General features: G+C 41.5%; 8 protein-coding genes and 1 pseudogene. All 9 read right to left on the reverse strand.

Annotated elements, in window-relative coordinates; genetic code table 11:
* Positions 1–51: 51 nt before the first annotated feature.
* Positions 52–186 (reverse strand): annotated as a pseudogene (locus C3F34_RS18650) (IS481 family transposase); the annotation flags it as partial.
* 321 nt (positions 187–507) lie between these two features.
* Positions 508–963, reverse strand: a complete 456-nt coding sequence (locus tag C3F34_RS18655; RefSeq protein ID WP_019383558.1) for a protein-export chaperone SecB — start codon at positions 961–963, stop codon at positions 508–510.
* The gene (locus tag C3F34_RS18660) at positions 960–1,526 is read right to left on the reverse strand and encodes a type II TA system antitoxin MqsA family protein (protein WP_019383557.1); all 567 of its coding nucleotides are present in this window, start codon (positions 1,524–1,526) and stop codon (positions 960–962) included. The genes C3F34_RS18655 and C3F34_RS18660 overlap by 4 nt, the downstream gene beginning before the upstream one ends.
* Positions 1,527–1,556: 30 nt before the next feature.
* A complete protein-coding gene (locus C3F34_RS18665) occupies positions 1,557–2,018 on the reverse strand; it encodes a hypothetical protein (RefSeq protein WP_019383556.1) in 462 nt (153 codons plus the stop codon).
* A gap of 314 nt (positions 2,019–2,332) precedes the next feature.
* Complete coding sequence (brxL, locus tag C3F34_RS18670) at positions 2,333–4,372, reverse strand: protease Lon-related BREX system protein BrxL (RefSeq protein ID WP_104442407.1); 2,040 nt, start codon at positions 4,370–4,372, stop codon at positions 2,333–2,335.
* Positions 4,373–4,401: 29 nt separating this feature from the next.
* A complete protein-coding gene (gene pglZ, locus C3F34_RS18675; RefSeq protein WP_104442408.1) occupies positions 4,402–7,026 on the reverse strand; it encodes a BREX-1 system phosphatase PglZ type A in 2,625 nt (874 codons plus the stop codon).
* Complete coding sequence (locus C3F34_RS18680) at positions 7,023–8,960, reverse strand: DUF262 domain-containing protein (RefSeq protein WP_104442409.1); 1,938 nt, start codon at positions 8,958–8,960, stop codon at positions 7,023–7,025. Before C3F34_RS18680 ends, pglZ begins: the two co-directional genes overlap by 4 nt.
* Complete coding sequence (gene pglX, locus C3F34_RS18685; RefSeq protein ID WP_104442410.1) at positions 8,960–12,454, reverse strand: BREX-1 system adenine-specific DNA-methyltransferase PglX; 3,495 nt, start codon at positions 12,452–12,454, stop codon at positions 8,960–8,962. The genes C3F34_RS18680 and pglX overlap by 1 nt, the downstream gene beginning before the upstream one ends.
* Before the next feature lie 46 nt (positions 12,455–12,500).
* Positions 12,501–16,181: a BREX system P-loop protein BrxC gene (brxC, locus tag C3F34_RS18690; protein ID WP_104442411.1), complete on the reverse strand. Its 3,681-nt coding sequence runs from the start codon at positions 16,179–16,181 to the stop codon at positions 12,501–12,503.
* Positions 16,182–16,194: the final 13 nt, after the last annotated feature.

Raw genomic sequence — 16,194 nt, forward strand, 5'->3', positions numbered from 1 at the left:
CTAGCTCAAACCTGATCTGACAGTTACCCATTTTTTATTGTGCCTGTCAGGTTAAATTTGAGCTAAATTTTTCTCAGCCCAAATCCATTTTCCATCAAGTAAAGTTTCAAGTGGTGTACGACCACAGCACATTTTTCCTTGATGAGTTCGTTCAGTATTATAGAATTTCAGCCAATCGTCTAGATCATTTACTTTATTTCCTATTTTTCTCCAAGCAAAGAAAACAGCAAAAATAGAAGCTATTAACGCTATCACTGGCCTAAAATGTTGATCAAGCCATCCCCAAATTATTGATAAATATTCCAATGATGTCTATTTCTTCTATTAAAAAATTTATTATAAACATTAGTTCCGTTATTTTCTATTTATTGGCTTATATAACCATAGACTTTCACCGCTATTTAATATAATCGTTGTTATACAAAATATAAATAAAGCCTAGATCATGGATTCAGGCTTTATTTATATTTAAAAACGCATTTAATTTAATCTCTTAACTTTAAAAAATTAACTTTCTTTAACAGGTTTTTGTAGAGGGAGTGTTAAATTAGGCAGTCCCAATCTTTGAGTAGTAGTCGAGACTAATTCTCGCCAATAGGGCCAAACGTTGTGTCCTGTATTTTTCAGACAGAAAGCATCAACAGCTTCATCAGATATAACTTTTTTAAGCTTATATTCAGCCATATAATCAGCTTCAATTATTGCTAATTCTTTAGAAGCATCTTCTTCTGCTACCCATTTCACACCATAGCTTAATGATACACGTAATAAATGTTGCGAATGATCAGTGCTTTCTAATAAAGAAGATTGAATAACCTTATGCTTTAATAACACTTTATATTTAATATCTGGATTCAGCTCTACATCAAAGTGGTGATTTTCTGCTCTAATAGACTTCAATAAAATATTTTTTAGGAAAATATTTTCGAGAGCTTCATTAATTGGAGATTTTGCTTTACTCATGCAACTTCTTCTTTTAATTCAATATAACCATTAGCATCTGTCTCAAAGTTATGTGAATTACTCATAACATATAAACTTGGTCTTTCTCTATAATCAACATTTAGATGTATATCGACATAATTATCTTGAAACTTCTCTTTAGATGAAGCTGACAATTCTGACTTTGATACTAAATACTTAAAAAACTCCGGAACTTGATCTGCTGCTTCAATCAAGGTATTCATTGCTTTGGACTGTATAACATCATCATGTTCATATTTAGTGAAAGCCAATTTACCTCCACCAAATAAAATACTAGCTTCAGATTGAGTAAGATTTAATTTTTCTCGAACTAGACGAATTTTTTCACCAACTAGTAAACCTAACGCTTCTTTCTTAGCTAAGTTTAAAGCTCTGTTGTTCTGTTTAGCATATTCATCACTTAATTCAATACATCCACAAAAATTGCATTGTAAAAAAGCACTATGAACACGTAAAACTTTGTCTTTGAAATCAACATTATCGATCACGTTTGTTTTTATAAGTAGCCCTTGATCACACATTTCACAAGTTCTATTCGACATGGTAAGCCCCTTTCCATGACTAAGTAAAAATCAATAGGTACCAAGATGAGCAGAGATAATTAAAAGAGCCTGCCCCTTTTTATTTAAGGCAACCTTTAAATAAATATCACATGTATTCAATGAATAAGAATATTCATTGTACTCGCTATGCTTGAACACATAAGAATCACATGCGGCCCAAGCAATACCTTTGGTATGGCACCATTGAGAATTAATATAACGCCCTTCTGTTAATGCTAGACGTATATAACTTTTCAACTTAGATAAATCACCAGGTATGTTGATATTAAGTTGAAAATTTAGCTGTTTTCGACTTTTGTCAGTGGCCGTGTAAAGCTTAAAAGACGGGTCGTCAAGCTTGGTTAAAATTTCTGTTGGATCATATAAAGGATTATCTCGCTTAATAATGAGCTCTGGTTTTTCTAGATCTGTGTTTAAAGAATCTAGATCTCCAAGCTCATCGTATCTACTAATAATTGTATATGTTACCATTATGGTAAGTCTACCCTATATGTATATAAATTCACTAAAATTAACAATTTTTCAACTATTGTTATGAAGTGATAAGTTTGATCAAATTACCACATATTGTGTTGATTAAATTATGAATAGTCAATTTAACGCGACATATTGTGTCTTCTAATTAATATAAAATCTCATATACAAAATCGGGTATTAGGAACGGTAATCCCCCCTAAAATACTAGCTCTTTAAAAGAGGCAGTATTATGCTTTTACAACATGGTGTTTAACTTGAGAAACTGAATTTAAAACAATCTACTGTAACTCTTCCAGACAGATATGAAATTAATCCACCCCTAGCCCCTTAAACACAGCATCTACCGGATCTGCATAAAAGCTGGTCTGGAACTTGGTAAACAGTTCCACAGGAATCGTTGGGATATCTGCCGCACTACTCATTGGCAAAGCAACCTTCTTGGCACCAGCATCAAAAGCAACTTGAAGACATTCGGCAATACTTTCCACCGGTGTCACTGAACCACCCAAGCTCATATCACCCAGTACCACCATCTGACTTTGTACCGATCGTCCTAACAGGCCAGAAGCGAAAGCCACTAAACTTGGTAAGGCAAGATGGCTGAGCGGCCCGGTATTCTGTAATTCAACAACATGTAAGTGGAAGTCATGTTCCAGCACCTTACTGCCACCCGATATTCTGGATGCATTGGCCTTGAAGTAATCAAAAGCAATTTTGACCTGTTCTTTGGCACTGCTTGAATTCCATAAGCCTGATGTCGCCAATTTTCCTGAACCTTTGGTGACTTGAAGTTCTAAGCGGTATAAGCCTGGCATGCCTTTATTACTGAGCCCGATGGTATATAAGAAACCTGGCTTGGCTGGACCTTCGGGAATCAGTCCGCCACCACCCTGCTCTTTGACTGAGACAAAATGTTCTTCTAAGGTATCATTATCGATATAGCTGAAATGCACATCATAGAATTCCATACCACCAATTTTCTTCAGCTGCTCTTTGACCCGACGGCGTACCTGCAGCGCATATTCCAGACACTGGCGTACATCTTCTTTATTAAACTGACCGTGTGGGTAGAGCAGCTTCATCAATCCAGAAACCGTCTTGCGAACGGCGATCACATCACGCTGATTCAGGTTGTTACCGAGCTTGAAGTACTTCTCAATGGCATCCGCAAAGCTACGCTTGCGCATTTCCCGGAAGAATTCAGCCAGATAATCAACGATCAATCCATAACGGTTGGTGAAGAACTCCGGGCGCATCTTGGGAATTTCCCAGCCGGGGATATAAGCATGAAAACGATCGAAGAATGCCGAATCAATCATGGCTTCTGGGAAAGGTGCCAAAAGATGGCTGGTTTTTACCAGGGATTCCACGCTTTGGTTGATATTACCCACAAAAACCATTGAAGCTGAGGCTTCCATCTGTTCCCGGCCACGGGCAAAAGATCCCGAGGCCATGTAGTCTTTCATGATCTGCACGCCATCTTTGTCCTTAAAGGAAATACCGGCGACTTCATCAAAGGCCACTACATCCCATAACCCCACCAGACCAATACGGCGGCTACTCATGTTATAGAACAGATTGGCGACAGTCGTTTGCCCACCCGAGACTAAAATACTGTTCGGTGAACACTCTTTGTAAATATGGCTTTTCCCGGTACCACGTGGTCCCAATTCACAAACGTTATAGTTATTTTCAACGAACGGAACCATACGCGCTAATAGGTGCCATTGCACGTCCTCTTTTAGCGAAGCTGGTTCCATGCCGATCGAACGGATTAAACTCTCGCGCCACTGATCAGTGCTTAATGCTGCTCGTCCATTGAAGAGCTCCTCCATATTCATATTCGGCATTTGAATCGGCTTGAGTAAGCTCACCCCAAATGGAGAATTGGTTTGTCCTTCTTCAAAATAATAACTGAGCGTAGCAATGACCCAGATACCACCAACAAGTAATTTTTCATACTCTTTGACGATGCCTGCCGAGATTTCGGCATCTTTGATGCCTAGATTACTAAATGATGCTTCGTATTTGTCTTTACGCTCATTCAGCTTTACGGTCACCCGATCAATGACCTTATAACTGCCACGTTCACGAACCAGGGATTTCACCTTCTCAGCTTCATCAGGTCGTACATAGTTCTCTGCCAGCACGGTCTTTACGTTACGTAGTCCCTGCTCAATGATCTCAGGATCATCCGAGGCACAGTACATTCCTAGCAGGTATTCAAGTACATAGACCGGGACATTGGCCCCTTCTTTGATTAGTTTAGTTAGATCCTTACGTACCACCCGCCCAGCAAAGTGTTCATTCAGCAGCTGATCCAGTTCTTTATCGTTAGCAGATTCCATGTAGGCTACGCTCTATCGTTAATTCGTTATTAGAAGAAGTCATCGGTAAATGCCAAATCAATGGTGACCTTATAGCGTTGCATTTCGATATTCAGGTCTTTGTCCTTCAGTACCAGAAAGTAATCTTTCTTACGGTCAAAATCAGTACCGGACAATGACAGCCTGACCTGTTTGACCCGATCGGCAACAGAGTCGGTACTGCTATCAAAAGTCAAGGTTTCTTCACTGGAAACTTTGAGATCCCCATCATAAATGGCAATGGATAAAGTCACTGGCATGACCAGCTCACTGACAGCTTCAGTTTGCATCAAATCAAACTTCTGGATGTTATTGACCATCTTCAGCGTGGATTTGGTAGAAATAACCTCAACTTTACGCTTGGTTCGTTGTCCGGCCTTTTCACCACGCAGCTGTTTTACCGTTAGTACAGGCACTACGATTTCCTGAGGCATAATGCCGCCATGCACGAAACGTGAGCCTCCTACAAAATGGAAACGGTTCGCCCCTTTTGGAATCCAGAAGTCAGTCGCAGATAATGTGCCTGCCGTAGCTTGGGTTGAGCCTTTCCATGCTTCCTTGCTCTCTGGTAAACCATGCCCAATCACATAGCGTTTTTTACTCTTCAATGTATTGGCAGGTTTTTCAGTCAAGCTTGAACGATCCGCAGATTCCAGTTTACTTTGCTGGAATAAGAAGCCATGGTCGGCTGTAATCAATAGGGTGGAAATATTAAAGTGCATTAAAATTTTGCGGCTAAGTTCGGTCAGTTCTTCAATGGCATGTTCCACCGCCATAAAGGTTTCTGATTCTGTCGAGGCGCTGTCACCGCGTGCATCAATCACGTTGTGATAAACGTAAATCAGCTCATAGTCTTTCAGCGCTTCACGGCCTTCATCACGCGACCAGCCTTTTACCATTTCAGCGGTGACTGCCAATCCATTATAGGCCGCCAGAATTTTGGATCGTCCTGCAGTCCCTTTGCTGGACTGCCCATCTACTAAAACATCATCCCCTGCGGCCTCTTTGTACTCCAAAGTCTGATGCGGCAACAACGAGGCCATGCCAAGTGTGGTGTAACTTGGGACAACGCCCAGCTGTGAAGACAAGGTCGCTTCAGAATAACGCTTTTCATTAATACGATCACGCAACTCTACCGCAGCTTCATAGCGAAAAGCATCACTGATAATTACCACAATACGGCGTTTCGTTGCAGAACCCAGTAAGGGGCTGACATGGGTATCATAGAAGTTCTGCTGATTTGGGATATCTGCCACTTTCCAGACATTCAAGCGTTGCTCAGCTTCAACCCGCTCTCCCCAGTTGCGTGCCAAGTGGTCAATAAACCAGTAGGAATAGCAATTTTCAACTTCTTCATCAAGTTTTTTCAGGATATCGACATGAGCGCGTTGAGAAGCAGCACTGTAGTGGCGATAGGCCATATCAAAGCGATACAACTCCTGCTCGTAGGCTTTATACAAGGCTTCACTAGAGTCGAAATAGAACCCAGAATCAAACTGCAATCGCAGACTGAACAGCTCAATCGCTGCCTGCAACGCTGTATAGACGGTACGGTATTTACGGCGGGTTGCATCGTCCTTATGTTTGGACGCCCAATAGCCATCCAGACGGGTAGAAATAACCGTTCTGAAATGTTCCAGTTCAGCTTTGGCTGCTGCGGGGATATGACTGGCCAAATCAACAATGATCTTTTGTTCAATCACTTCAAAGGTCATGACATCGAGCAGCTGCTCCAGATCAAAGACCCCGACCTTTTCTTGGATCCGCAGTGCATTTGCCACGGTCTGGGAGAGTGTATCGAAGGTTGGGTAGTATTTAGAACTGTCTCTCCAGCGCGACAAAAAGGCTCTAGCCGTCGCACGGGAGCTGACGGATGACATCACCAGTTCTTGAGCCCATACGGGGATATCGCCCAAGCTTTCACAGAAACCCGTGGTCATCAACCGGATAAAGAACGTACCGAGCTTGAATGGTGCTTCCCCATTCAATTCTTCAACCGATGCTGGATAACCAATTTCCGCCTGTAATGCTGTGACTAAAGTTGGCACCAGTTGGAATTTTTCCAGTTCAGCAAAGGATTCCGGATTGACTTCCAGACTCAGATTCTGCTGTACCATTTCATCTGCCAACGCCAGGACAATATGCATCAGCTCGGCACTATCAGCCTTGACCACAGCCGCAATCATGGCCATATCCAGATCCTGTTCATCTGCATCAGACTGGATATAGCGTTTCAATGTACTCAGACGGGCTTTGGCTTTAAGGAATTCTTCACGTTTGGCCAGATGTTCTCTTAGACTCTGCTGCTGTAAACCCAGCTCATTGAAAATAATCGAGAAACGATCGGCATAGAAGCTGCGTGAATACAGCTTGATGTCCAGTAACCAGTCTTGTTCGGTTTCAGGCTCAGGGCTAGGGAAATACAGCAAGTATTTGCCCTGCTGGTCTTGTAGTTCCAGTTTAAGCTTAATCGCAAGGCTGGATTCTTCTGCCATATTTAAAATATGGACATCATTTAGCTCTAGGGCTTTGATTTCTTCAGTAAATGACTGTTCTGCATCATACCAAAAGACAATTCGGTGATTTTCAGTATAAAAGGCTTGTTCCAGACCCTTTTGCAGTTGATCCAGATTCATGCAACTACCTCTTTTTGATCTTGAGGAACAAATGTCTGGATACTATTAAGGTGAAGTAGTTTTCGTTTAAATGCTTCATCTCCTAATTGAACGTCCCATCTTTCCTCCATAAAACGAAGTAGCTCTAGACCTCGTTCTAAGATTTCTTGTGGTGTCCAATCATTCTTAAGATTGACTTCATTTTCCGAAACAGATCCATTGTAATATCCAATACCTTCGTCATTATTTTTCTTTAAATCAAAACTGTCATTTTGTAATGAAGAATTTTTTGAACGAGATAATGGCAATAAGTTACCTAAAGAATGTGTAAGCCATTTTCGTTGTTGCCCATCAAGATGGCCAAATTTACTAACCCAGTATGGATCTGTATCTTTTTGTGGATAGATATGCTCTAAAGTTACATAACCCTCCAAGCTTTCAGTAAACTCATTCCACATTAATTTGGTTGTAGGATTCTTTCCTTTCTCCTTGAGATAATGTTCATATTCATAAAGGAAATAACGAATACCTTTCCATGAGTAGAATCCATCCCTAAACTTGTATTTGTCTTCGATATAAGTGAAATAGTTATGTGGATCAAAGAATCGTGTGATTAATCCCTCTATTGAATTAATCGTTGCATCGATTGTGTTTCTCCCCATTAAAAGCTCACGTGCTAAACCATAAATTGCTGAGTCTCCTGTATTGGCACGTCGTTGACTCAAACTAAATAAAGTAAAAGCAAACCGCTCTGCAACTTTCAGCAATTCAGCAATCTTGGTTGCAGGAGTATTGGTATTATAAGCAGCTAATATTAAAGGTCTAAACGCATTAAAACCCAAACGTCCTAGACGATCTAGCCATAATTGCTCATCATCAGAAAGGCTGTTAGCAATTGGAAAGTAAGGATTATGTAAATAGAACCAATTCATAGCCGACTGCTGAAGACTCGCTACATACCCCTGAATCTCTTCGATTTTTAAGCTAGCTTCTCCCTTTTTGGGACTTGTGATACCACGTGCATTAAATTTTTTATCTAATAGAAATTTTTTATAATCATCGCCTTTATCACGACTATATGTGAAATACATAATCCAATGATTTTTTAAGAACTCATCGTCTGGTAAAGGTTTTTCTGGATTTTTACCTAAATATTCATAAATAGTTTTCCACGCATCATTAATATTTCTTCTAAGTTTAGAACGCCCTTCATTTTCACGATATAAAGTCGATAGATAAATCAATCGGTTTTTCAGCAATTCTAAATTGGTTAATGATTTGCCACGATTATTCATGGTTTCAAACGTAACAAATACGTCGATCTCATCATCAATTTCATACAAGTTAAAACGAAATTTTTGCGTCAATTTTTTGTATAAAACCGTGATGTCTTCAAAGCTCAGTTCCCTTAATTTTTCTTTAAAGAATTTCTTTGCATTGAATAAATTGCGTGTATACAGCGTTTCCTGCAATTGATTAGTATGAGACTGCAAACCAAAAATTTTAGTTCTTAAAAACTCATCACTTGGATTATCTTTTTCATAGCCAAAGATATAGCTTTCACGAATCCCATCCGTTGGCTTTCTTTGAACAAATTTTGCTTTTAAATCAGAAACAAACTGATTTGCGATACTTTTTCCATCAGGAACTGTTTCAATAATCGCCTGTATTAAAATAATCGCTGTCGTTAATCGCTGCTGACCATCCACGACAAAGTAGGGCTTATAATCAAGATCATCAATCAGCCATTCATCGTCTTCCCACTTCGACCAAGTTTTACGGTCTACTGCTTCTAAGGTAATAACCCCTGTATAATGAACGCGATCTGCTTCAAGCAAAATCAAGTCTTCCCAGAAGTCTTTAAGCTGCTGTTTGCGCCAAGCATATCCTCTTTGATAATCAGGGATCCGAATCAGTCGATTTTCAAAAATTTCATTTAAACTTCTTAATTTCATTATTTATCTCCCGTCACTGCTTTCACTTCAGCCAACAAGTCCCCAAACTTGCCGTAGTTCACTTTCACCCCATCATCCAGATCTAAAGTAATACGCTGATCGGCATAGTGACGCAGTTTTTCTTCAAAGCTACTCAGTTCAGCCTGTTGCTTATGCAAGTCTTGCAGTTTTTTCTCGATACGTTTGATTTCAGCCGCAGAATCACTGTTTTCTATTTCACTTTCCAAAGAATTGGCCATAGCGGACATTTTGGAAATCAGCGGCATGACGTATTCGGTACGCATACGTGCCAAAGTACTTTCGTTATAGCGGTGCAAGTACACCAATGCCTGGAAAGCGCCTTGCTTACCACTGCTGAATAACCAGTAAATCGGGCGCTTTTTATAGGTCTGCATGTGGTCTTTGTAGAACTTGCTGGCGAGGTAACGGCGAATGGTATCTTCAGCTGTTTCACTGGCTTTTTTATCTAAGCTTTCTGCAAGCCATTGCATATTGGCATCTAGCTTATCTTTACCCCAAACCGCAGTTAAGAACTCTTGGATACGATGTGTAGCATCATCTTCAAACCAGTGCATTTCAGTCAATGGAATAATGCCGTCTACATCGGCAGGGAATTGTTGATAACGGTTGGCATCAAAGTCTTGATTGCCTGCATGGGCATAGATCAAGCCCGGTTCGTCTAAGCTATAACGTCCCATCATGCAGCCAAGTGCATAGGACACTAAACGCTGGCTGTCTTTTTCACGGTCGGCACGAGTAAGCGTGATTTGTTCATCCGGTACATCGGGTGTCAGTTCATCCTGCAAACCATAAGCATCAATAAACAGCTTATTATTTTCTTCTTCCAAGCGTTTCATTTCAGCCACGGCGTCAGCATTTTGTTGCTGCCACGTATTAAAGGCTTGTTCTAAATTTGGCTGTTGAGTACGAATGATTGGATATTCATGAAAGTCGATTGAAGTTTCATAATGATCCCAATCTTGCTTTGAAATATGCAAACATTTTTTAACAATATCATCAATTAGTCGATTATAGCCTCCATCTTTTCCGCAGACAGGTAAATTTCTGATATCTCTCAATTGATAGTTTAATGTTTGATTAAAAACCCCTATCAATTTAGTTGCAACTGGTGTGTTAAAGAGACCTAAAAAAAAGTTTAAGTCTTTTTCATCTTCAAAAAATATTGAACTTCCACCAACATCAAAAACAGCATTTTCAGGTAAATATCTAAAACTTGGCAAAGAAGAAGTTATAAACCCCCAAGTAATTCCTTCCTTGTACCATAAATATTCAGGAATAATCCTTGGTACTTTCGAGGTTCTATAGTGATGGATAGCCTCAGGGCTCCAATTCACTAAATTATCTAAATTTCCATACCATCTCCTAAAACCTCCTCCTTTTGCATAGAAAATCCATTTTTTATTTTTGCCAATTCTATTAGCATCGACTTCCCATAAAAATCTCAGAAATTTATTATTATCACCTGTTAAACATTGGCTACTTTCTTGTACAGAATATTTTGAAACAGAAGTATTTGAAAATATTTCTTTAATAGTAGAATTTGCCCAATAAGCAATTGGACTACCAGGGATTTTCTTAAAGTCATCTGGTTTCGTATTATAAAACCATCCACACTTGGGATTTTTAATCGCTTCTAATGTTTTAGGTGCCTGATTTTCAGAACCTTTAAAATCAGATAAACGAATATATGAACCAGTAAATTCTACAATATGTGCTTTTGCTAATGTAAATGTACAAATTGGAACCGTTGCTCCATCAAAACCAGAATATTCAAGCTGAATCAAACTTGTGATTGTTGCATGATCAATAAAATGCGTACGCAAATTTTCATACGATGAAATAAACATCCAAACAAAAGGTGACATAAAGCCAAGCTGTCCACTTTCTTTAGTTAGCTGCAAATCTCGGATCATAAATGCTGAAAAAAGATCTTTTTCATAACCCTGATAGTTCTTTTTTAAATAGTTTTTAAGATTTGGATTTAAGTACTTGTTGCCCATATACGGCGGATTCGCAATCACGGCATCATATTGTTTAGCCAGTAATTTAGCTTGTTGTAGTAAAGGCAATAACTCTTGTGCTGACTGCTGTGCAAAAATATCACCTGATTCTAATGCTGTATTCAGCTTGCTTTCTAAATCAGGTAGTTTCTTAGCGAATGCTTGAGGAATTTGAATCAAAGAACCAAAAGTCGAAGCATATTCAAATAAATCTAGCAGTTCTTTTAAATCGGTCTGAGCAATACCAGTACTTGCCAAATCCTGACTGAATGCATCCAAACGTTCTGGCTGACTGTCTTGTAGCGCAATAATATTCAGCTTCGGTGGATTGCTAAATAAACGGCGGTCATCCTCACGTGCTTTCATCAGCAGTGCAAAGCTAGCGAGCTGTGCTGCACGGGTATCAATATCAATGCCGTACAAGTTATTTTCCAGAATCAAACGTGGAATATCACGGCTACGGTAACCACGTTCTAAGTAAATCGCTTTTAAGCAGTCATAGGCTTCCACCAGAATATGCCCCGAACCACAAGCCGGATCGAGTACCGTAATGCTTTCAGGATTTAAGGTATCGCCATCTTCACTGATACGGACATCAATCAGCTGTTTTAACTGTGCATTCACCTCATCCGTCTGTTCCGCCGGCTGAATATAATATTCCCAACTGCTCGCTAGCGTACTGTCCGGCTGTGCCATCATCCATAGACGACCAACACTGTTCTGTACTAGATATTTCACAATCCAGTTTGGGGTGAAGAGTTGTGTCGCTGCAGGAATGTCTTCACTTTTGACGACTTTACCAATCACCTGGTCTTTCTTTTCAGAAATATAGAACTGATACAGCCAGCCAATAATCTGTACATCCGACCAATCTTCTTCCGGAATACTGGTCACTAAATCACGTATCAAAGAGTCGGTTTTGGTAAGATTATCCGGTAATAGTAGTTCAGATTCATCAGACACCTGTTCGAACAGGAGTGGCATGACCTGATTCAACGCATGACACTGAGCCAGTAACAGTTCCCGATACAGCTCTTCGTCTTTGTTGCCATCCAGCTTTAACTCAGCCACACGGCTTGCATCTAAATTCGGTAGCTCAATGTCCAGACATTCTTCCAAAATCTGTGGCAAGCCTGCACTACCATCGGCACTACTGAGTACACGACGGCCATGATCCAGTAAGCCTTTGCATTCCATGTAGCGAATCGCACAGAGACGGTTAAACCAGCTGTAAGCGATATAATCAATCGTCTGCTCAAAACTGCTGGTTTGAATGCGTTTGATCAGCTTCTCACGTGGTTTCATGACTGATAGCGGAAAAACCTGATCGCCAATCAGCAGCAAGTCCCCTTTCTGTTCTGCTGGTAAAATGCTGTCTGCGGTGATGCCGTATTTGGCGGCCTGCTTGCGCATGGCTGCGATAAAATCGTTACGTGCTTGCGGTGCGTATTTTTTAATATTGCTGGTGTTCATAGTTCAACCTTAAATGAATTACTGATGCTGATATCCCTAAGCCCTGTTAGCGGATACGCACACGCTTTTTGTCACTCACAATTTTTTTCAGTTCAGCTTTGAGTGCATCTACAAACTGATCCACTGACTCTTCTGTTTCCAGATAGACACTGCTGGAGGTTTTGCTGTAAATGCTAGCGACATCAACTTCTACCACTGGTTTCGGTGGCACTACGGCTGTCGCAGGCTGTACCGGACTCACAGCAGGTGTTGATGTAACTGGGCTGGAGGTGGTTGCAGTGTTGGTTACACTCTCTGCTTTGCTCTGAGCCAGTTGTGCCGCTTTGGCCTGACGCTGGATTTCCGTCTGAACTTCGCTTTCCAACTCATACAAGGCTTCATCAAAACGCTCCACGGCGGTTTGAGTTTGCAACATATAGATGGTGGACAGGCTAGTTTCCACTTCAATATCCGTTTTCAGCAGTTGTAGTGGGCGTAATAGCTTGTTACTCAGCTCAGCGGTAGCGATGCCACTGTTTTTAATCTCGGCTTCTAACTGTTTGATCTTGTCATCAATGTGTTCTATCGCCTGATTGCGCTTCTCACTCAACAGTCGCTCATTGACGCTTTCCACAGTGCGAACCAAATCAGCGATTTTATTGAGTAAACCATATGGTGATTCAATGGTCGAAATGCGATGTAATTCAGAGAGGGCTTTTTTTGCCACCTCATCACTGCCCAGCGCCTGTTTGTTTTTCTCAAAATGACGTAAGGCCTGTTGCAGTTGTTGCCAGCTTGGCATCTGGTTGCTAAAGAATTCATGAATGTCACGATAATCTTCTTCCAGATCAAGATAGTCGTCCTTGTTCTCAACCACCGCTTTAAAGAAATCGAAGCTGTCGCTATTCGGCAGCAGACGTTCCAAAGTCAGAATCGACTTTTCAATCACTTTCTTGCCCGGGAACTGCCCAACATCAGTTTTACTCTTATACGACTTAAAGTTACCTAACCATGTCTTAAAATTCTGGGTATAGAATTCAAACAGCTCTTTTTCGGTCGAGGGTCCCATGGCCGAGAACAGCCCTTGAGTCAGTTGGCGTGCCTGTTTCAACACCTGATCATCAGTCTGGCGTTTTTTAATGATCGACACATCACGGCGACGGCGGCTGTTTTGTAAAGGCTCAAAGGCATCTTTCAGCTGCAAGCTGCCGCCATTTAACTGCAGTGAAATCCGCCCCATTGCCGCCAACTGCCCCACCAGCAGTAAAATCTCGGCATCCGGCCAGCCATAAGGACGTTTGGCAAAACGATCTATCACATCTGAGACTAGAATACGCTCTGTACCAGTGGCCCGTAGTGCAATGTACTGCTCCACTTCCTGTAGGGCTTTCGGATTGCTCTGTCCGCCATCCAGAGACAATCCGAGCTGCGCCATATCATCCACAGTCAAGACGGCGTTCAGTTCACGCCAGGCATCCTGCTGATAGACCTGCAAATAGCTCAGTTTGGTATAGGTGTTTTCCAGCAAATAACGACAAGCCTCATCCAGCTTGGTGGTTGGACTTGAAGATGAAAGTTGTAGATGTTGACCCAAGGCATAACTTTCCGCGTCCAGCAACATTTCTTCGACCCGGGCACGCAGGCGTTTTTTACGCTCCTGATTCTCACGACCACGGTCTGCCAGAATACGGGAAATATCGGACTGAGTGCCATCATCATTTAAGCGGATGAATTTATTGGTTTTCAGCCAGGTGCGCAGTTCATTAAAGAACTGTTTATCGTCTGCCAGTTTAAACAGCACTTGTCCTTCGGCCTGAGTACTTTTACCAATACAGTAAGCTTCAGTGTAGAGGTTGTATTCCGTATCCAGCGGAGAAATGATTTCAACTTTCAAATCGCTCTCATACTTGCCATCCAGGCTATGGCTATCTAGGAAACGACCAATCTGATAGTCCATCTTGTTGGCTTGATGGCGGTATTTGTTCTGATCGCGCAGTAAATCTTTAAAGATCAGATTGGCTAACTCTTTATTTTCTTCTGAAGCTGCTAAGTCAGTGGCTTTAATTTTGCGGGTAATGTCCCGCTCTTCATTGGTCAGGAACAGGAACTCATCGCCATTCCTCGTAATCAGGCTCTCTTTTTCCAGACGCTGCAAGCTCTCTTCAATCCGCTTGCGCAATGCCAGCTTATCTTCATCAATTTTCTCAATCGACAAAGTCACCAAGTTATCCAAGGTACCTTTGATGATATCGACATAGCGGATCATGAACAGGGTACGCAGCATCTGCACATCAAAACCATCCAGGGTCTTATTCTGCCCTGCCTGGTCGATGGTACGCTTCACTGCAGTATCCAGGAAGCCTTCGACTGAAGTATAGAAGCGGTGGAAAGGAACCAGGGCACCGACTTCATCTGTAGCAATCGCATTCGCGGCCATCTGGAACGCATCCAGCATGGACCGTTCACCATAGGCCAAGTGTGCACCGGTCGCACCGACTTTACGGATTTCTTCAAATACTTTTTGTACCAGCTGAAAGTGGTACGGCGCAAAAGGATAGTTATTGATAAAGCTGTCTGGACCCTCATAGTTCTTGAGTGTTGGGCCTGAACGGTCAAAGGTGATCTGGTTTTTTAAGATATCGCCCTTTTGCTCAAACACTGATCTGAGCAGTGCTTCAGCTTCCGGGGTTTTACGTAATAAACGTTTCTGGATGACTTCATCGGTATTTGAACTGGACAGTGATAACCGGGTTTTAAAACGTCCAGCAATCTTGGAGAAGTCATTGGCTTTGGAAGAAGACATCTCACCTAAAACAGCATCGATGTCTGCCTGTGAGGTCACGATAATCCAAGCGCGGCCTTTACAGATCGTACCTAGGTTTTCAGTAATGGTTTGCAATGTCAGCATCAAGCGGGTATCACTGCCAATAAACTGCCCCACCTCATCCACCAGAAACAATATGCGTTGCTGGGGTCCTTTGCTGTCTAGGTATTCTTTCACCCACTGACAGAAGTTTTCGACCGAAACACTAAAGGTCTGCTCAGAATCCTCAAACCATTTATGCGCAGCTTCAGCAGATAAGTTGAGGGCTTGGGAAATTGCGGTTTCGACATCATCCTGATAGAACTGATAGCCGTCACGTTCTTCTAGCCAAGACATGCCGCTAGATTCTTCAAAAGCCTGTTTAAAGCGCTCATACACCCCTTTCTGGCTCAGGTGACGTTCCATATGTGCAATATGTGGATGGTCAGCACTAAAACCTTGATATTCGTTAAACACGCGTAAAAACACATTCAGAATCGGATTACCATCATCATTGGAGCTGGCTTTACTGTCTATATTAAATAGGATGACATCGGCATGATGACTAACCGCTTTACCAATATCCGCACGGATAAACGCATCCCGGATTTTGCTTTCATCAAAGAATTCTGCAGCACTGCGTTCCTTACCTTCCGCGTCACGTGCCACTTTATTGGCCAGAATATACGACAAGGTTTTCAGGAAATGTGATTTACCTGAGCCAAAGAAGCCTGAAATCCACACGCCGACACGATTGGCAATCGAAGGATCGCTCAGGTCTGTGCCATAAGACTGGAAAAAGTCACGAAAATGCTTTTCCAGCTCATTGGTGACCACGTACTCATCCAGCTCCTGGTAAACCGTGGCATTATCATCCTGATCTGCCTTCACCACCCCGTTAATTGCACGATCTAATGGCTTGTAAAAAAGTTCTTTAATGTTCATCTCAATCCATTCC

This window comes from Acinetobacter sp. ACNIH2 (assembly GCF_002934965.1).
Classification (GTDB): domain Bacteria; phylum Pseudomonadota; class Gammaproteobacteria; order Pseudomonadales; family Moraxellaceae; genus Acinetobacter; species Acinetobacter tandoii.